This is a genomic window from Maribacter sp. MJ134 (assembly GCF_003970695.1).
Lineage (GTDB): Bacteria > Bacteroidota > Bacteroidia > Flavobacteriales > Flavobacteriaceae > Maribacter.
In genome coordinates this window covers 3,655,315-3,676,794 of the sequence record NZ_CP034570.1, presented here as the reverse complement: position 1 = coordinate 3,676,794, position 21,480 = coordinate 3,655,315, and the positions used below count along the sequence as shown (strand labels likewise).

Annotated in this window: 10 protein-coding genes; 8 read left to right on the top strand and 2 right to left on the bottom strand. The window is 38.4% G+C overall.

Features of this window, described 5'->3' with window-relative positions; translation table 11 throughout:
• Positions 1 to 136: 136 nt before the first annotated feature.
• From EJ994_RS15885 to EJ994_RS15860, 6 genes are read left to right on the top strand one after another with little or no spacing between them, the layout of a single operon-like run.
• On the top strand, positions 137 to 3,352 hold the full coding sequence (locus tag EJ994_RS15885; protein ID WP_241240806.1) for a VCBS repeat-containing protein: 3,216 nt from the start codon (positions 137 to 139) through the stop codon (positions 3,350 to 3,352).
• Positions 3,349 to 6,717 (top strand): VCBS repeat-containing protein, encoded by a 3,369-nt coding sequence (locus tag EJ994_RS15880; protein WP_126593381.1) that lies wholly within the window; start codon positions 3,349 to 3,351, stop codon positions 6,715 to 6,717. The genes EJ994_RS15885 and EJ994_RS15880 overlap by 4 nt, the downstream gene beginning before the upstream one ends.
• On the top strand, positions 6,707 to 9,958 hold the full coding sequence (locus tag EJ994_RS15875) for a CRTAC1 family protein (RefSeq protein WP_126593380.1): 3,252 nt from the start codon (positions 6,707 to 6,709) through the stop codon (positions 9,956 to 9,958). The genes EJ994_RS15880 and EJ994_RS15875 overlap by 11 nt, the downstream gene beginning before the upstream one ends.
• Before the next feature lie 6 nt (positions 9,959 to 9,964).
• Entirely contained in the window at positions 9,965 to 11,308 is a 1,344-nt protein-coding gene (locus EJ994_RS15870; RefSeq protein ID WP_126593379.1) for a vanadium-dependent haloperoxidase, read from the top strand.
• A gap of 29 nt (positions 11,309 to 11,337) precedes the next feature.
• Positions 11,338 to 12,240, top strand: coding sequence for a GyrI-like domain-containing protein (locus EJ994_RS15865; protein WP_126593378.1), 903 nt, complete (start codon positions 11,338 to 11,340; stop codon positions 12,238 to 12,240).
• Positions 12,230 to 13,093, top strand: coding sequence for a hypothetical protein (locus EJ994_RS15860; protein ID WP_126593377.1), 864 nt, complete (start codon positions 12,230 to 12,232; stop codon positions 13,091 to 13,093). The genes EJ994_RS15865 and EJ994_RS15860 overlap by 11 nt, the downstream gene beginning before the upstream one ends.
• Before the next feature lie 7 nt (positions 13,094 to 13,100).
• Here the strand turns inward: EJ994_RS15860 and EJ994_RS15855 are convergent, their stop codons facing one another.
• Positions 13,101 to 16,805: a metallophosphoesterase gene (locus EJ994_RS15855; RefSeq protein WP_126593376.1), complete on the bottom strand. Its 3,705-nt coding sequence runs from the start codon at positions 16,803 to 16,805 to the stop codon at positions 13,101 to 13,103.
• 55 nt (positions 16,806 to 16,860) lie between these two features.
• Between EJ994_RS15855 and EJ994_RS15850 the strand changes: the two genes are divergently transcribed.
• Entirely contained in the window at positions 16,861 to 18,063 is a 1,203-nt protein-coding gene (locus EJ994_RS15850; RefSeq protein WP_126593375.1) for a Pycsar system effector family protein, read from the top strand.
• Between the two features lie 5 nt (positions 18,064 to 18,068).
• On the opposite strand, the gene EJ994_RS15845 is transcribed toward EJ994_RS15850, so the two are convergent.
• Positions 18,069 to 20,417 carry a GAF domain-containing protein gene (locus tag EJ994_RS15845; protein ID WP_410504184.1) on the bottom strand — a complete coding sequence of 783 codons (2,349 nt, stop codon included), beginning with the start codon at positions 20,415 to 20,417 and terminating at the stop codon, positions 18,069 to 18,071.
• Between the two features lie 139 nt (positions 20,418 to 20,556).
• On the opposite strand from EJ994_RS15845, the gene EJ994_RS15840 reads away from it, so the two are divergent.
• Positions 20,557 to 21,456, top strand: coding sequence for a metallophosphoesterase family protein (locus EJ994_RS15840; protein ID WP_126593373.1), 900 nt, complete (start codon positions 20,557 to 20,559; stop codon positions 21,454 to 21,456).
• Positions 21,457 to 21,480: the final 24 nt, after the last annotated feature.

Here is a 21,480-nt window from a genome sequence, read left to right as displayed (position 1 = left end):
ATCCTAATTGTACAAATAATTTCCGTTTTAAGTATCTTGCAAGGCTATGTTTTTTAGATTGATGAAAAGGATTGTTTTAGTGATGCTACTCAGTATAACCGCTTTATTCAACTCCTGTAAGCAGGAAGAACCAAAGATGTTTACTAAAGTCGATTCTAATCATAGTAATATTACTTTCACTAATACACTGATGTCTTCCGCAGAACTTAATATCCTGAACTATATCTACTATTACAATGGTGCTGGATTAGCCGCAGCAGATTTCAATAACGACGGACTCCAGGATCTTTATTTTGTGTCCAATGAAAATGAAGACGAACTATTCCTTAACGAAGGAGCACTACAATTTAAATCCGCCACATTAGCCTCTGGTATAGAGAATAAAAGCGGCTGGACGACCGGGGTAACCGTAGTGGATATCAATAATGATGACCTCTTAGATATTTATTTGTGTAAAGTTTCCGGATATCAAAATCTAAAAGGACATAACTTACTTTACGTAAATCAAGGTATTGTAGACGGAGTACCTGAATTCAAAGAAATGTCTGCATCTTACGGCTTAAATTTTTCTGGCTTCTCCACACAAAGTGCATTTTTAGATTACGATTTAGATGGGGATTTAGACATGTATCTGATGAATCATTCCGTACACCCTAACTTAAATTACGCCAATGGCAACGAAAGAACTAAACAGAACGAGGTTAGTGGCGATAAGCTGTTCGAAAATAAAGAAGGTTACTTTGTAGACGTAAGTGCTTCAGCTAATATTTATGAAGGTAAAATCGGTTATGGTCTTGGCATCTCCATAAGTGATGTTAACAATGATTCCTATCCCGATATTTATGTAGGTAACGATTTTTTTGAAAATGACTATCTCTACCTTAACAACGGGGATAAAACTTTTACGGAATCGATTTCAAAAGACTATAAGAATTTGGGGCATACTACCCATTTTTCCATGGGAAATGGTATTGCAGACATCAACAATGATGCGCTTACCGATATCGTTTCCTTAGATATGTTGCCTGAAGATTTAGAAACCTATAAATCCTCTGGGACCGAATTTAGCTATCCTAACTATACTAATTATCTTAAGAACGGTTATGCGCCCCAGTTTATGCAGAACACATTGCATTTAAATACAGGCCATGGTAAATTCAGTGAAATTGCCTCACTAGCCAACATAAGCGCTACCGAATGGTCCTGGGGAACACTTCTAGCAGATTTTGACAATGACGGATTCAAGGATATCTTTATTACGAACGGCATAAAAGGTGCATCCAATGATATGGACTTCATCAACTTTATAGCCAATGATAATATTCAAAAAAATCTTGCCGATGGTGTTGGTAAACAAGAAATGGAATTCATTCAGAAAATGCCTGAGAAAAAAGTTTCCAATTACTTTTTTAAAAATAATGGGGATTTGACATTTGCCGATGTTTCAAAAACTTGGTATACGCCTGAAAAATCGTTCAGCAATGGAACGGTTTATAGTGACCTGGACAACGATGGCGACTTGGATATAGTAACAAACAACGTCAATGGGGAAGCCTTCATACTCGAAAATAAAGGAAACGAGATAAATCTTAAGAACTATATCAAAATACGTTTTAAAGGACGGAAAACTAATAATTTCGGTATTGGGGCAACGGTTTTCATTTATGCAGAAAATACGGTTCAAAAGTATGAGAACTACACTACTAAAGGATATTTATCCTCGGTGCATCCTTCACTTCACATAGGACTCGGAGCGTTAAATCGTATCGATTCTGTTCTGATACAATGGCCTACGGGATTCCTCGAAACTTTGAAAGATGTATCAGCAAATCAAGAAATAACAGTGGATTATGAAAATGCCGTAAACGGCAACGTTACCGGGAAAACTCTTTCAGAGTATTCCTCAAATAATCAAACGGTAAATTTTCATCACAAAGACGGTAATTCCATTGAATTCTATAGGGATCCTTTAATACCCTATGCCAATACTAACGAAGGTCCTTCCGTGAGTGTCGAAGACATCAATTCAGATGGTTTAGAGGATATCTTCGTAGGAGGTGCAAAACAGCAAGCCTCTGCCCTATTTATTCAAAATAATAAAGGTGAATTTATACCACAACAGCCCGAGCTTTTTAATGAGGATAAGGTGAACGAAGATATAGACCAGCATTTTTTTGATGCTAATGGTGATGGGTTAACAGATTTATTGGTAGTCAGCGCCGGAAATGAATTCAAGAAAGGCCCACCTTTGCGCCCCAGATTGTACATAAATAAAAGTGGACAGTTTACAAAGGACACGACTGCCTTTAGAAATATTGAAATCAATGCGTCCGCCGTGAAATCTTGGGATATGGACAACGATGGTGATTTGGATATCCTCATTACTTCCGATGCCGTACCGTGGGAATTTGGCCTTAGCCCCAAACAATATATATTTCAGAACGACGGTGCAGGAAACTTCTCCGATGTTACCGAAAAAAAATCGTTAGCACTTAATGATTTGGGAAATGTAAAAGATGTGGCCATCTTAGATTTGGACAATAATGGCTTTGAAGACCTCATATTTGTAGGACACTGGATGCCTATTACCATTTTTATGAACGATGGTGAGGACTTAACCAAAAAAGTAGACTCCACATTAGCCAATTCAAACGGACTTTGGAATGCCATTGAAGTTGACGATTTGGATCATGATGGAGATATAGATTTAGTAGTTGGCAACTGGGGAGAGAACAGTAAACTAAAAGCTTCTTTTCAAAAGCCTTTAAACCTCTACAAAGCGGATATCGATAAAAATGGGAGTATGGAAACCATCGTGTCCTATTATCACAAAAATACGGAGACCGTACTGGCATCTAAGGATGAACTAGCGAAACAAATCCCCTCTTTGAACAAAAAATATCTTTCTTATGCTGACTTTGCCAAGGCAGGCTTTAATGAACTTTTTCCGGAAGATATACTAGAAACTGGCTTTCAGAAATCGGTTTACGAATTATCTACTTGTTACTTTGAAAACCTAGGAAATGGAAAATTCAAAAAACATCCATTACCAAAAATAGCTCAAGTCTCCACAGTACATGATATATTCATTGAAAATAATCCCAGAAAATCTATAATCCTTGTAGGTAACAATTATGAAATTAGCACCCAACTAGGTAGGATGGATGCCTCCCATGGTCTAATTTTGTATCCCTCAACAGAAGACGTTTTTAAAACGCAAGACTATAACTATTTAGGAGTTTCAGGGGCAGCGAGAAGTATTGAAAAAATTAAAATCAAGAACAAAGAAAACTACGTCATATCTAGAAATAACGATAGCCTATTTTTTGTTTCAAAAGAACGCTTAAAATGAAAAAGAATTTTATCATACAACGGTTTACGTTGACTATAGCCTTGATGGTATTTTTTATGGCCTGCAAAGATAATACCACGTCGGATATCGAAAAATCGATACCCAAAAAGGAAACTTTATTCACCCTATTATCTTCAGAGGACACAGGTATTTCTTTTGTGAACGAAGTAGAGAACAGCAAAGCGTTCAATATATTCAAATACAGAAATTTCTACAATGGTGGCGGTGTTGCACTAGGTGATATTAACAATGACGGGTTGACGGATGTTTTTCTGACCGGAAACAAGGAGCCTAACAAGCTTTACTTGAACAAAGGCAATTTAAAATTTGAGGATGTATCTGAATCAGCTGGTATCAAAGGAAACAAACCTTGGTCTACAGGTGTAGTAATGGCGGATATAAACAATGACGGTCTGCTAGATATCTACGTGAGTAATGCAGGTAACATGGAGGGGAATAATCATGATAACGACCTGTACATAAACAATGGAGACCTCACTTTTACCGAAAGTGCGGCCGAATATAATCTTGCGGAGACAGGTTTCTCTACACACGCTTCCTTTTTTGATTATGATAAAGACGGGGATTTGGATGCCTATATTCTTAACAACAGTAATATACCCGTAAGTAGTTTGGGCTATGCAGAACAACGAGACGTTAGAGCGCAAGATTGGGAGGGCGTTCCTGCTATTTTTAGAGGCGTAGGAGATATGTTGCTGCGTAACGATAATGGTAAATTTGTAGATGTGAGTGAGGAATCCGGAATCTATGGGAGTCTTATCGGTTTTGGCCTTGGTGTCATGGTTACGGATATTAACCAGGATTCATATCCGGATATTTACGTATCTAACGACTTCTACGAAAGAGATTACCTATATATCAACAATCAAGATGGTACGTTCCGTGAAGAAATCCAACAGTGGACCAATCATTTAAGTCTTTCCGCTATGGGTATAGACATGGCGGATATTAACAATGATGGCCTTACCGATATTTTTATAACGGATATGCTTCCCGAACCGGACCAGAGAGTAAAATCCGTGATGGAATTTGAAAGCTACAATGTTTTTAAGTTAAAACAGAGTAAAGACTTTCATCAACAATACATTCAAAACACACTTCAACTTAACAATGGAAATGGCTCATTCTCCGAAATAGCCTATTACAGCGGTGTTGAAGCTACAGATTGGAGTTGGGCAGGACTCCTTTTTGATATGGATAATGATGGACTTAAGGACATCTATATTACAAACGGTATCAACCATGATTTAACGGACTTGGATTTTGTTGATTTCTTCGCCAATGAAATCATTCAAAAAATGGCACTGACCGGGAGAAAAGAATCCATAGATTCCATAATCAATAAAATGCCCGTAACGCCACTACCCAATTACGCCTATAGAAACAACGGCGATATCACTTTTAGTAATGCCAATAAGGATTGGGGCTTTGAAATTCCCAGTAGGTCCAACGGTGCGGCATACGGTGATCTGGACAATGACGGGGACTTGGACCTAGTAGTGAACAATGTAAACATGGAAACCTTTGTTTATAGAAATAATACCGAACGCCTAAAAAACCATAACTATCTTAAACTAGATTTTAAAGGAGCGGATGGTAATAGGTTCGGTATTGGCACCGTGGTAAAACTTTATTTTAAAGACCAGATTATCAATCAGACCGTAATGCCTTCAAGAGGCTTTCAGTCCTCTATAGAATACCCAATGACGATAGGTCTTGGAAATGAAACCAAGATAGATTCCATCCGAGTAATCTGGCCAGATGATGCTACTCAAAAATTACAGGACCTTACCGTAAATGAAACACTGGTGTTGGACCATAAGGATGCTAAGGACAGTTATAAGGTCTTAACTCCTAAGACATTAAATCCATTGTTAGAGGAAGTAAACAATAGTTCACTAATAGCCCACAAAGAAAATAATTATAACGACTTTGATAACGAAGGGCTTATATACCACTCCCTGGCCCAAGAGGGTCCTGGTGTTGCTGTAGGAGACGTAAATGGAGACGGTAACGATGATATCTTTATTGGCGGCGCCAAAGACCAGACAGCAAGTTTGTACCTGCACAGCGGCAATGGAAAACTTAAAAAGCCTATTACTTCCTTTTTTGAAAAGGACGCTAGTTTTGAAGATACCGCAGCTACTTTTTTCGATGCCGATAACGATGGGGACTTGGATTTAATAGTAGGTAGTGGTGGTAACGAAATTGGCATGCAGAACACCTACGGAACAAGACTTTATCTAAACGACGGCCGAGGGAAGTTCAAGCCATCTGGTATTAACCTACCATCTGCGAATAAAAATGTAGCCGTAATCACTGCTACGGATTTTAACGGTGACGGCCACGTGGATGTTTTTGTAGGATCTAGAAGTGTTGTAGGAACCTATGGCGTAGACCCTAATCATCTATTATTGGGCAATAATGGCGATGGTACCTTCTCCGATATTACCGAAAAGTCTGCCTATGACCTAAGAAACGCCGGTATGATTACCGACGCAAAATGGGCGGATATTGATGGAGACAACAAGAAAGACCTTATTACGGTATCTGATTGGGGAACACCAAAAATATTTAAAAACTCTGGCCGTAGACTAAGTAAGCAAACCACAAGCCTAGATAGTTTAAATGGTTGGTGGGGAGCTATAAAAGCGGAGGATTTAGATAACGATGGTGATTTGGACTTGGTTTTAGGAAACTCTGGAAGCAACTTACATTACAAACCAAAAAAGGGTCAGCCAATGAAAATGTGGGTGAATGATTTTGATAATGATGGTACCATTGAACAGATCATTACACAAAACTATAATAATGGAGACTATCCGCTACATCAGAAGAAAGATTTGACCGGTCAAATATTAGCCTTGAAAAAAGAGAACATCAAGGCATCGGAATATGCCAAGAAAACCATTGACGAACTTTTCTCTGAAGATGTTATTTCTAACACCATTGTACGAGAAGCGTCCATTTCAGAATCAGTAATCGCTATCAATGACGGTAATGGTCAGTATCGCATTAAGGTTTTACCCCCTCAGGTTCAATTCTCCTGTATATGCGGTATTGAATGTACAGACGTAAACCAAGATGGCATGGTAGACCTGATTATGGCCGGTAACAATTTCGAATTTAAACCTCAATTTTCAAGATTAGATGCTAATTATGGGAATGTGCTATTAGGTGACGGTCAGTTAGGCTTTAATTGGCAGAATTATGATACAAGCGGTTTTTTCATAAGAGATGAAGTGAAGCATTTGGAATTATTCAAGGACAAAGCCGGAAATTCATTTTTGATTGCCGCCGTAAACGACAAGCAACCTAAAATTTACAGTTTAAATGAAAAGTAAACTTATAGGATTGTCTATAATCTTTTGGGCTATTGGCTGTAGTGATCAAAAAGGTGATGTATTCCAAAAGCGTACGGCAGAAGAAACAGGAATACATTTTTCCAATGACCTGAAGGAATCCAACGACTTGAACATTCTCGATTACCTCTATTTTTATAATGGTGGAGGCGTAGCCATTGGGGATATCAACAATGATGAACTACCGGATATATTCTTTTCTGGAAACCAAGTTGCTAATAAACTATACCTCAATAAGGGAAATTTTTTATTTGAGGATATCTCCGAAAAAGCCGGAGTTGCCGGAAAAAGCAGTTGGAATACAGGTGCTGTCATGGGAGATGTTAATGGAGACGGTCTTTTAGACATTTACGTCTGCGCCGTGGTAGGTTTAAATGGTTTCAACGGTCATAATGAATTATTTATAAATCAAGGCGATGGTACTTTTAGTGAAGAATCGGGAAAATATGGTCTCGATTTTGAATCTTACAGCTCGTCTGCGGCTTTTCTGGATTATGATTTGGATGGCGATTTGGATATGTATCTGTTAAACCATGCCGTACATACTCCAGAATCCTTTGGAAAAGCGGACCTTAGATACGAAAGAAACTATGAAACGGGAGATAAATTATTACGAAACGATGATGGAAAATTTACCGATGTAAGTGAAGATGCAGGAATTTACGGCGGTATTAACGGGTACGGCTTAGGCATAGCCGTTTCAGATTTTAATAACGACGGTTATCCGGATTTATTCATTGGTAATGATTTTCATGAAGATGATTACTATTATCTAAATAATGGCGACGGTACTTTTAAAGAATCGCTCAGAGATTATTTTGGACATACTTCAAGATTTTCTATGGGGAGTGATGTGGCCGACTTAAATCATGACGGTCTCCCGGACCTCATTTCTTTAGATATGTTACCGTTTGATGAAAAGGTGCTGAAATCTTCTGAGGGTGATGACAATATACAGGTTCAGCGACTTAGAACGGGTACATATGGGTACCATTATCAATTTACGCGCAATATGCTCTATCTAAATCAGCCAGGCGGGCAATTTAGAGAGACCGCCTTACAAAGTGGTGTTGCAGCGACAGATTGGAGTTGGAGTGCACTTTTTGCCGACTATGACCAAGATGGAGAACAAGACCTGTTTATAAGTAACGGCATTCCTAAACGGCCAAACGATTTAGATTACATCAATTTTGTATCCAATGACAATATTAAAAATAAAATAAATAACACTAATCTCGTAGACCAAAAAGCTTTGGAACTCATGCCTTCTGGTGCCGTATCAAATCGTATTTTTAAAGGTAATTCCAGTCTGCTTTTTGATGACAAATCCGATGTCTGGATTCCTAAAGACACCTTGGTTTCGGGGGCAACGGCCTATGCTGATTTGGATAATGACGGAGATTTGGATTTAGTGACAAACAATTTGAATACCCATCCTACCATCCTTGAAAACAGAACCAACGAGAAGGCAAATTATTTAAAACTGGGCCTACAATATAAGGGTAAAAACAAGTTTGGTATTGGCACAAAGGTAGTTTCATATACCGACGGTAAACAACAATTTAAAGAACTGTTCACGGTAAGAGGCTTTCAGTCTTCATCACAACCCATTATTCATTTTGGATATGGTAATAGATCAGTGGTTGATTCCCTTAAAATTATTTGGCCGGACAAGACCTTCCAAGTATTAAGAGACTTAGATGTAAATCAAACGCTCAAAGTAACTTATGGCAATACATTGGCCTATGATTACGGTTCGTCCATTGCTAATAAAACGACACTTTTCAAAAAAGTACCTAATCGGTTGGGTATAAATTTTACGCATAAGGAAGATGCCTATACAGACTTTAATCGCCAGAAGCTCATTCCCTATCAAATATCCGATAGAGGTCCGGCTACCAGTATTGGAGACATGAACAATGATGGAAAAACCGATATTTTCTTCGGAGGCTCTAAATACATCCCCTCTCAAATCTTTATCCAAGGAGACAGCTTGTTTCGATCAGCGAATATGAATACCATTCAGAAAGATTCCATCAAAGAAGATGTGGTTGCTGTTTTAGTCGATTTCGACGGCAATACTACAAATGATCTCTTTATAGGGACGGGTGGTGCCGATTTTTACAATAAAATGGCCCCGTTGACAAATTCATATTATTCCCTCAAAGATTCCATTTACAGTGCGTCACCGATAGCACCAACCTATGAAAACGCATCTGTACTTATTCCTATGGATTATGATCAAGATGGTGATTTAGATCTTTTTGTAGGTAACCAATCTATTTCTGCCGATTTTGGGAGGTCTCCAAATTCCTATCTCTTAAACAATACCAATGGCACCTTGGTTATGGATACAAAAAATATTTTCAAGGAACTGGGAATGCTTACGGATGGTATTGCAGATGATGTTGATGGTGATGGTGATTTAGATCTAGTCTTAACGGGAGAATGGATGCAGCCTATGTTTTTCCGAAACGATATGGGTGAATTTAAAGCCTTTGAACCCTTAAAGGAAAAAAATCTAAAAGGTTTATGGCAAAGTATAGTAGCTTTTGATATCGATAAAGATGGTGATAAAGACTACCTTCTAGGCAACTGGGGAGCAAATTCTAAGTTTCAGGCGAGCTATAAACATCCTATGCGTATGTATTATGGAGATTTTGATGCCAACGGAGCAACAGAAACAATTGTTACCGTCTTCAAAGATGATGCATACTATCCCTTGGATGGACTTAACGAACTTGCCGGGCAAATGGTGTCGCTGAGAAAAAAATTCACTTCCTACACCTCTTTTGGTGGTAAGGATATCACGGAAATTCTGGATGAAAAATCATTGAAGGAAGCTAAAATCCTAGAGGTAGCTGTGTTAAAATCTGGATACTTAAGGAATGATAATGGGTCATTTTCATTTATTCCTTTTAATTTTGACCTTCAAACTGCTCCAATGACGGATTTCTTGGTTTATGATTTTGATGATAACGGAGAAGAAGAAGTATTAGCTGCAGGAAATTATTTTGGCGTAAAACCATATCATGGAAGGTATGATTCCTTTTCGGGAGCCTTGATTAAGACCAGTACGGAAATTACTCTGGGCAATACGCTAGGACTGGATTTTATGTCAAAATCAGTAAGACACTTAAATATTATTGAATTTAAGGGTGCACCTTACCTTATGGTCACCATGAACAATGCAGATGCGCAAGTCTATAAAATAGAAAACTAAAAAATAATGAACAGAATTATTCCTTTTATTCTCTTAAGCATGCTATTCAGTTCCTGTACGCAGGAAAAAGAGAACATTAAAGTTGACTCGGAAGATTTACACGTAGTTGTAGATAAAGTTACACAGATTATGATTCATGATATCTTCTCGCCTCCTGTGGCGAGTAGAATTTTTGCGTATCCTAATGTTGCGGGTTATGAGATTATAGCTCAAGTTAATCCTGAATATCAATCGTTGGCGGGACAATTAAAAGAACTGACGCCCGTACCTGTTATAGATACGGCATCCGGTGTAAATCCAAAATTAGCCGCTATAATAGCACATATGGACATCAGCAAAGCCTTAATTTTCTCCGAAGACAAGTTTGAAGTATTGCAAGACAGCCTTTACGAGAAATGGTCCTCTACCAACAACGAAGAGTTCGAGATTTCCAAAACTTATGGTCTTAAGGTTGCCGAGCATATTAAGGAATGGATGAGTAAGGACAACTATAGCCAGACCAGAACAATGCCCAAGTTCACTGTTAATACCGACGACACCTCTAGATGGCAACCAACGCCACCGGCCTATATGGATGGTATAGAACCGCACTGGAACAAGATAAGACCATTTTTCCTAGATTCGGCAGCGCAATACAAGCCTTTACCACCACCTCCTTTTTCAATGGAGAAAGACTCCGATTTTTACAAAGAATTACAGGAAGTGTATGATATCAGCAATGAAATTACGGCTAATGGCGATGATTCAGAAGAAGTAGAAATAGCTAAATTCTGGGATTGTAATCCTTATGTATCCGTTACTCGAGGGCATCTCATGTTCGCTACCAAAAAAATTACTCCGGGAGCGCATTGGATCGGGATTACCAAAATTGCCAGTAGAAAAACGAAAAGTGATTTTGATGATACGCTATTTGCCTACACCAAAACATCCATGGCCATTGCTGATGCCTTTATAAGCTGTTGGGACGAAAAGTACAGGAGTAACCTTATACGCCCGGAAACACTAATTAACGCCCATATAGACGATAGTTGGAAACCCATACTGCAGACGCCCCCGTTCCCAGAGTACACCAGCGGGCATAGCGTAGTCTCCGGTGCAGCAGGCACAGTGCTGACCGATATTTTTGGTGATAATTTTAATTTTGTGGATGATACGGAAGTACCTTACGGACTTCCTACCCGGACATTTGAATCCTTTAACAAGGCCGCGGATGAAGCCGCCATAAGTAGAATGTACGGTGGAATCCACTACAGGGCCGCGGTTGAAGTTGGTGTTGGCCAAGGTAGAAAAATAGGCGCTCTACTTCTAGACAAAGTAGGAATGAGAAAAGATAAATTAGCATCTAACTAGTGCTAAGGCCATTGCCTAATTCATCCCTTATGAAAAAAACAATTCTCACAGTCTTTGGGATACTTTTGATTATCGCAGTCTGGTATTTCTTTATTAAATCTCATGATTACCAAGTAAACTTTACGATTAAGGCGCTACCCGGTACCATTAATCAATCGGTGAAGACATGGAACAGACAGCTAAATTCAGAGTTTCCCATTGTGCAATCTAGCCTAACAGAGTTCCAGCAAAAATTAAAGTTCTCGGATTCAGTGCATACGTATAATTGGAATATTAGTATGCTCAACGATAGTGTATCTAAAGTAAAGATTTATGCGCGAGATGATATACATAGTTATACCAATAAGCTACTCATTCCTTTTGTAGATACCGACTTTGAAAAGAGGACAAGAAAATCCATTCTAGATTTTAGCGGCAAACTCAAAGAACATCTGAATAAATTTAAAGTTACAATTGTCGGTGAAGAAGATTTGAAAAGTACTTTCTGTGCATACATTCAGGTCAAGGGCACACAGTACGAAAAAGCTAACGGAATGATGTTGAATTATCCGTTATTAGACGGTATCCTAAGTGAGAACAAGGTACAGCTAAATGGAATGCCCTTTGTAGAGGTGGTAGATTGGAACATGAGCAATGATAGTATTACCTATAACTTTTGTTATCCCATAGTGCGTTCCGAAAATCTTCCTGTGTATCCTGAATTGAAATACAAACGTTTTTTTGGAAAAAAGGCTTTAAAAGCTATATACAATGGCAATTATATTACTTCTGACCGAGCTTGGTATGCTCTACTGAAATATGCAAGGAACGAAAACATAAGTATAAAGGAAACGCCAATCGAATATTTTTTCAATAACCCCAATATGGGCGGTAATGAATTAGAATGGAAAGCAGAGGTTTACCTCCCAATTGAAGAAACTTATGAAGACTAGAGCATTCTTTTTTCTAGCATTGCTAACTATTTTTTGTGGATGCAACAATTACGGGCAATTGGTCTATGTTGCCGATTTGCCCGGCAATCTAGAAGAAAACTCTGGAATAGTATCCATAAAAGATTCTACGGTTTGGGTAGTTGAGGACAATGGTAATAAAGATGAACTTTACAAACTAAATTTTAAGGGGGATATTGTCAAATCATTTAAGGTGAAAAATGCCAAAAATAATGACTGGGAAGATTTAACCAAGGACGCTTTGAACAACGTCTATATTGCCGATATAGGAAATAATAATAACGATAGAAAAGACTTGGTCATTTACAAGGTCCCGAACCCGGAGGATGAACCAGGAGATAAGATTGACGCAGAAAAAATTAAATTTTATTATCCAGAACAAAAGAAATTCCCTCCTAAAAAATCAGAGCGATTATATGATGCTGAAGCTATTTTTCATAGAAATGGCAAGTTATTCATTGTTACTAAAAACAGGACGGACCCCTTTAATGGAAAAGCCCTTATCTACACGGTTCCTGACTCAAAAGGTAAATATGAGGCAAAGTTAGTAGGTACTATAAAGGTATGCGAAGACTGGAAAACTTGCCAAATAACTTCTATTGACATATCACCTGACGGAAAAAAGATAGTTGCCCTGAGTTACGGAAAACTATTCCTGTTCACCGATTTTCTTTTAGACGATTTCGCTACGGGAACTGTAAAGGAAATAGATCTAGAGACCAGAAACCAATTAGAGTCCGTTTGTTTCTTGAACGAACAAACCTTGCTTTTATCCGATGAAGTTTCGCATGGTAACGGTGGAAATCTGTACCGTTACATATTACCGGAAAAATAGGTCAATGTTAGAAAGCGAAACCTAGTCCAAAGGTAAATCTTGCCCCGTCTACGCTATTGAAAACCGCGAGATTTATGTTTAAAATATCTGACCCATTTAGGAAGAAACCGCCACCGTACGAAGTGTGCCAGCGGTTAGAACCCATATTTGGAAACCAAACCCGTCCGTAATCGTAACCAGCAAATAATCCAAGAGAAGCTGGTAAAATCCTTGTCCGCATTTTTCGAAGACTAAAACGAATATCGGTATTTTGATAATAAGCCGTTTTACCCGTAAAACGTTGGTTTCTAAATCCCCTAAGACCATCTATACCCCCGATACTAGCCCCTTGATAGAATTGATAACCGTTCCCTATATTAAAATGCCCTTTCCATTTGGTAGCCAACACCAATCTTCCATTAGGTGTCAATTTATAATCAAAAGATATACTAGGAATCACGTAACCATAGTTCTCCCCTTCTAAACTAACATTATCCTTGAATCCAAATTGTAGCGAAGTAGCCATCCCCATAGTTGGGAAACCTGCGTTATCCCTATTTTCATAGGTATATTCTCCATGTACACCGACAAAATCGTTCTGGGTTTCTTCTCCATTCTGTTGGTAAAAGGTATTCACAAAACGGTCTTCCGTTTCTTCTACTTCTATAGATTCATACGAGAGTCCCGCTTTAAATTTAGCCCCCAACTGGCCCCGCCACACCAAAGAAGGTGTAAATTCAAAATTTTGAATCCTTACCCTATTGAAATCAAAATCGTCATTCAGGTTTTCCGTGTTATTTCCAAATCCGAAAAAATTAACTGCGAAATTCGGGCTTGTGAACCTAGTTTTTATTTCCAAGTTCCAATTCTCGAACAATTCAGCAAATTCGCCTGTGTACCCAAGGTCAAAGCCGTTGGTAGCAAAATAATACGAAGCCCCTATCGTGTGCTGTTGTGTAAAAGGGTTTTGCCTGAACCCATTATAAGTATAGGTGTTTAAAAATCCAATTCTAATACCATCATCAGGGTTAAACCCAATAGTGGGCAACAGTTGATTGGCGCTACTACGAATGTTCAATGGTCTGTAGGTATTTACATTGTAATCATCGGTCAACTTAACTTTAGCTCCTTTAACCTTTTTAAGGGTGTTTGACTTGCTTTTGTAATCGTATATGGCAATACCCTTACCATTATTTACCTCATAAATATCATTATTCTGTCCACCGATAAGCCGTACTTTGATTCCACCATGGCCAGCTGTATTATTTACTTCAAAAATATCATCATCGTCCAGGCCATAGACCCAAATCTCTTTGGTATTATCCGTATGATATATTTTCTCGAAAAACTTCTTTTTCTTTTCACCATCAATATTCCTAAAAGCTTTTATCTCGGTTCTATTTTGGTCTAATCGATTAATTTCGAACCAATCATCCTTATCCGTTCCGGTGACCACACTATACTTGTTCAAAATATTAAAATAAGCATCTGAAGTCTCTATGATTTTTGATAATCTTGCCTTGAGGGTACGTTTTATCATGGTAATGGTTTCGTCCCTTACTTCATCAGGAAAGGCCAAAAAGGCCTCATCAATAGCACTATCCGTTAAATTATCCTTTAGATATTTCGCCTGTGTTCTCCATTGTTCCTTGGTTGTCCCTGATAAAAGGGCCAAGTCTAGCACATAGGTCTTTGGAGAAGAATTAAAGCCTTTTACACTCCTGATTTCTTCGTTAAAACCCTCCATGAGACGTAGGCCAGGTATAATCCTTGTAGCAACATTCATGAAAGCACCATCGCCCATTTTAGAAAATGCCTGATCCCGATCTCTGGGAACAGGTCTATAGATAATTCTATTTTTCTCCTTGAATTCCGCCCATCGCCATTGATCTACGTGTCTGTCCCAGTCACCAATGACCATATCAAAAAGTCGCGCTCGGATATATGCTTCCCGGTCTACTCCGTATTTCTCATCATCCCTTAAATCTTCTAACATGGAATCTGTACTTTTAAGCTCATTTGAGAAACCAAAACTTTTTAAATCTCCATGTCCGTCACCCGCATGTTCTTCTATCATGTACAACTCATCACCAAAACTGGTGTTAAAACTCCCTAAAGCATTCTGTTTCGGGATGTAGTACAACACGGGATTGGTATGGTAAATTCCCACAGCATCGGACAATTTTCCTATGGTAAAAGGAGCATAAGGGTGGGATCCTGTATAAAAATCCTCGAGCAGTTCTTGGGTATAGGTTTCCTTTAAATCATCAAGCAAATAATTGTCCTGGAAAACCATGGATTGCAGGTATAGTTCTGCACTTTTTCTTAGTGCGCGCATCACATATTCCTTTCCGTCTTTATCGCGTAACCGCAAAGATTTAGACTGGTGTCCACCTCCTTTTTTAACTGGAACGAGTCCTCCATATAAGGTATCCAATAAAACCGTTGGTGCACTGACCTTAGTCCCGTAATATTTTCGATATCGTTCTCCCCAAATGGATTTAAAGAAATTGCTCTTATCTATTTCTTCCTCTTTATAGACCGACGATTTTACCTGCGTCGGAAACGAGTTGGGATAATTTAATTCCAGTTCTGGATTATCTGGTGGTAAAACGGCGGAGGTGTATAAAAACTCTTCTTGGTCATTCTCATCTACTCCGTAAAACCGTACGCGAGAAGAACCGTCCCCATAAACTTCCAAGGTTGCATAACCCATATGGCCTGTTGAGAATTTGCTACCGTTCAATAATTTAGTTGCCCCTTTTTTAGCTCCGGAACCACTGACTATTTGCGGTGTGTTCTTCTCAACGATATACTGTAGGGTGTGTTCATGTCCTGCAGTGAAAATAACCTTATCCGAGTATTGCGCTAAGGTGGTTACCCTATTAATTAAATCTCGATATCTTTTGTTCTGTAAATCGGCAATGGAGGCACCAGAAGTTATTCTCAAGACATTGATAAATGTTCCTAGAACAGGCACGGGAACCGGTAATTTTTTAGGATAAAATTGTTTTTTAAAGGAAAATTGGCCTCCATGTGGCCCATAGCTAGACATAGGATGGTGCATTGCTATAATGGTTGTCTTACCCCTATGGTCTTTAATGGCATCCTCTAGTTCCAAAAAGAATTTTGCCCTACTTTTTATTTCACACTTGTCATTAATATCCGGTCTTTTGTCCCAATTGGTCAAATACCATTCTGTATCCAGAACAATAAGGGCCACTTTATCACTGATCTCAACGGTCTCAATGGGGCACCCGTTTTGCGGCAAAAATGCATCCTTATCACCCAAGGCTTTCTGAATATACTTTTCCTCTCGCTCCAAACCTATTAATCCTTCAGTATACCAATCATGGTTTCCGGGAATAAAGATGGGTTTACCCCTATAATTCTCTAATGTCTTTAATTGCGCATCTAAATGGCTTTTGGCTTCCCTGTAGGCAATTGTAGAATCTTTGGGATCAGGCAGACCTGCAGGATAGATATTGTCTCCCAAAAATATTGCCGTACTGTTCTCGTTTGCTGCGTCCAGTCTTTCCTTAAAAATTTTCAGGGCAGGATTCATTCCCCCAATGGGCGATAGCCCAGCGTCACCAATGAGATAAAAAGTATGCGCAACCTTCTTATTATCACTGATATCCTGTGCATCTTTCTGGTCTACATATTTAGACTTGTATGTAGCACAACCCGTAAAAAAAAAGACGAGTAAGAGATAAGCGTAAAATTTTTTCATATAGATGACCTTATGTCCAAATTTTCGTAATTTGGATACTTCTAATTACATATGTATGTCAGGTATCCTAAAGAAAACTGAAGGTTTCGTTGTAAATTTATTGACGAACGAACTAAATCCCAATTATCTTTATCACAATCTAAGGCATACCCAACGCGTTGTTAAAAGTACTAAAGAATTATTGAACTCGTGTTCTCTATCGGACACGGAAAAAGAGGCTATTGAAATAGCTGCTTGGTTGCATGATACCGGTTACACAAAGGGAAGTGAAAAGCACGAGGAGCGAAGTTGTGAAATTGCGAAAGCTTTTTTAACGAAAGAAAATTACGACCCTAAATTGATAGCAGAAATCGGAAATTGTATTATGGCCACCGTAAGGTATGCGGAACCAAAGACCCTTCATGAAAAGATTCTCAGGGATGCCGATGCTTCTCACTTTGCTCAAAAAAGTTATCTAGAAACGTCAGACTTACTTCGAGAAGAACTAAGACTTTTGGGCATCGCAGATTATAATCATAAAGAATGGTTGGACGCAAATATTAAAATGTTCCGAACAGAACATCGCTTTTATACCGATTATGCAAAAGAGAATTGGCAAGCGGGAAAAGATAAAAATCTAAGGCGTCTTATAAAGGATAAAAAATCCGAAAAGGAAATTGCAAAAAAAGAGGCGCTCAAGGCAAAATACAAAAGCGAAAGTCCTGACCGTGGTATTCAAACCTTGTTCAGGGTAACTTTAAAGAACCATATTACCCTAAGTGATATTGCCGATACGAAGGCAAATATTCTATTATCCGTTAATGCAATAATTATTTCCTTAGCACTATCTAACCTTATTCCCAAACTGGACAATCCGTCTAATACCTATCTAATTTATCCAACGGTAATTTTTATCGTTTTTAGTGTAGTTTCGATGGTTTTAGCCGTTCTAGCGACTAGACCAAACGTAACCAGCGGACAGTTTTCCAAACAAGATGTAAAGGATAAAAAAGTAAACCTCCTGTTCTTTGGCAACTTTCACAAAATGAAGTTAGACGAGTATGAATGGGCCATTAATGAACTCGTAAAGGACAAGGAATACATATACTCCTCATTAACAAAGGATTTATATTTCTTGGGACTGGTGTTGAACAGAAAATATAAAATTCTACGATGGACCTATACCATATTCATGATAGGTATGATCATATCGGTTATTGCTTTTGCCGTTGCCTTTAAATTTTTTGGTCCGGATAGAGTATCAAATTTATTACCCTAAAAGGGTTACTCTTTCAAGGTATCCATTAAATCCTGGTAGGTATAAGTCTTCTCAGGAGTTTCATTAGATTTGTAGAGAATTTCTGCCCTAATGGCCTTTAATCCAGATACACCCTGTAATCCTTCTAATTCTACGATTTCAACATTATCCGTAAAATACCCTTTAGACTTAAGGAACTTGATATAGCGCAGGTATTCTAATTCATCTTTTTTCTGCGAGTATACTATGGCCATTTTGCCTGTTTCCGTCAGACGATTATTAGTCCCCTTTATGAACGATTTATCAATTCGTTTTTTAATGACCTCATACCGCGCATTGTAAGTACCATCCACATCAAACTGCTTTTCATCCATACGAAAGCGTATAGAAAGAGAGGTATTATAAACAAGTATCAAAGATGTGGCATCCAATGGTACGGACAACTCTGGTTTTAACGCATAATGGGTGTTCTCCATTTCACACATCACCTGCAGCTGCCATAGCCTTAAATTATTCAAATACAGCGGATTAAAATCTTGCTTACCGGAAATAGAGGCACCAATGTACATATTATGCTCAACACCGTCCGTTTTATAACGTTCAAAATAATGAGGAAACATCTCTTGGGCGACTTCCTGTTTTTTATCTATAACCGAGGCTAATTTTTTATTGATGAGCATTACACTCTCATCGTAATTTTTTCTATGGTCATAATAGGATTCCGTACCCATATCAATATTGGCCTCATAAGCAAGAATATGCTTTGAGATGTCCTTGTCCGATTTTTTAAGATGACTAAATACCGGAACGATTTCTTCCTTCACAAAATCAAAAATAGCCTGTTCGCTATTAGTATATAACATCTCCTTAATACTCTCCAAATGGTTGTCTACACGAAACATTAGCTCCTCGTAAATCGGAAGTTTATACTTCTTGAGTACATTTTCCAAAACCTCGTTTATTTGAGAGAGTTGAATCATTAAATCTCGCTGAATGGCAACGTTTCTGGCCTTTGAAGAATCTTTTATATCAATCTGCCCATACAAGGGATATACTTCCTTAAATACGATTTCCTTAAATGAGGGCTGCCTACCTTCTAACTGATCTTTTATAAAATATTTTGCTTCTTCTTGAAATCTCCAATAGACAGAAGAGTGCACGGAGGTACATTCGTTCTGTATGATGGCATCAATCAGGTTCTCCTCCTCAACTTTAGACCTCACCACAGCAGAGACGATATATGGCATTACATCATCTAGCTTTTTGGCATTGACTCCATTAAGAACATTTCGCTTGGTAGAAACTACTTCTAAAACACCCAGTAATTCCCCATTGAATGCAATGGGTGCAAAAATTGCACTTTTTATTCCTTGTTTTTCCAAGCCCCCGTACGGATCCATACCATTATATTTTTCATGGTACTTGGATACATCTGCCACAGCAAAATACGTATTGTCCTGAATTAGTTTACTATACGATTGTTGGCATAAAGCTTCATTACAAACTTTGGCATCCTGACCATTTAGAATAAAGCTTGAGACGCCCTTCCCGTAGACAGGCTCAAATTGATCGTCCTTGGAGTTATAGGTTACAAAACCGACCTTAATATTAGGTAATTTGAAGAACGATCGGAACGTCTCCTGCAAATCGTTCATAAAATTATCGCTACCGCGTTTATCACTGGCAATAAGTTCTGATTTTATCTCAGAAATTGAATGCTCGGCTGTAACATCGAACATATTGGAAATAACAAATCCTTTGGATATAAAACTTTCTGGCGGTATTTTCTCCATCCATAGTTTTAAATCGTTAGGATTTTCTAAAAGTTCATCAACGTCTTCTTGTTCTATCTTTTTTGCTTTCTTCGTGGGAATCAACTCCAGGAAATCTGCATTGTACAGAATCCGATAATGATGCATTACGCCAGTGGCATCAGGAATATCATAGAAAAAAGGTCTACTGAAATCTAAGTGAAAGCCGTAATGAAAATTGAGGATTACAATACAACCCATAATATAATCAATACCCTCCTCCTGATTTCTAATTTTTGGCTCAAAACCAGGACCGGCCTCATTGATTATTTTCTGAAACCGCTTAGATGAATTAAAGAATATATCATAATAGGGTAAAGAAGCTGCTTTTATCTCATTTGTACTTAGAACAGGTGAAAAGCTATCCTGAAGTATAAGACCGATCACATCCTTATGCTCTTCCAATAAGGCAATGTCCTGAAAACCATCCCTTAGTTCGTGATAAGGTTCTTGAGCTTTTAGAATTTCCTTGGCACGTGTCGCTAAAATTCTATCTTCACTTTCCTGCATTTCATCATAATGCCTAAGTAGCTTATCAAAACTAATTAGCGGTTTCATCGGCATTATTTTATCCTTACCCTTCATCATACCTATATTTGTCTTCTAAACACTAATAAAATTACAAAACTAAACGTAGTTTTATGTTAAAAGTTTCATAGTCAGATATCTTTTCTTTTTCTGATAACTATAAAAAAATCGCCAAATGTCGTCAGCACATAGACTTTCAAGAGCCTACACCACCGCTAAACGTATCATGTTCGACGATAGCTCTAAGTTCATCCTTTTTAGTGATTGTCATCGCGGCGACAACAGTTTTGCAGATGATTTTGCCAATAATAGAAACATCTATTTTCATGCCTTAAACCACTACTATAACGAGGGTTTTCAATATTGTGAATTAGGCGATGGTGACGAACTCTGGGAAAACGTTTATTTTGAATCAATTTTCGAGGCGCATAAAAACGTCTTCAAACTTTTAAGAAAATACCACTTGGATAAACGGTTGCACATGATATGGGGCAATCATGATATGGTATATAAAGATAAAACCTATGTGGACAAGCACCTGTCCAGTTATTTTGAACCTATAGATGATACCGACAAAGAACTTTTTGAAGGAATCACCTATAACGAAGCCATAGTCCTAAAGCATAGCACTACCGGACAAGAGCTTTTTTTAGCTCATGGTCACCAAGCCGATTGGTGGAACTATAGATTTTGGCGCTGGGGACGCTTTCTTGTCCGCGTACTCTGGAAACCACTACAAGTTTGGGGCATCGCAGACCCCACTAGTCCGGCTAAAAATTACACAGAACTAATTAAATTGGAGCGTAGGATCAAACGTTGGATTCTAAAGAACAACCTACTCATTACCATCGTAGGCCACACCCATAGACCGCGCTTTCCCGAGCCGGGCGACATTCCTTTTTTTAACGACGGTAGCTGCGTACACCCAAGAAGCATAACTGGAATAGAGATTGAAAATGGCCAGATTTCACTTATCAAATGGCATATAGAAACCTCTGTGGACGGAACCTTAAAAGTAGTTCGAGTGCTACTAGAAGGACCTCAGAAACTATTAGATTATCAGGAGAAAGCGTAACAATACCTATTTACAAATACCGAC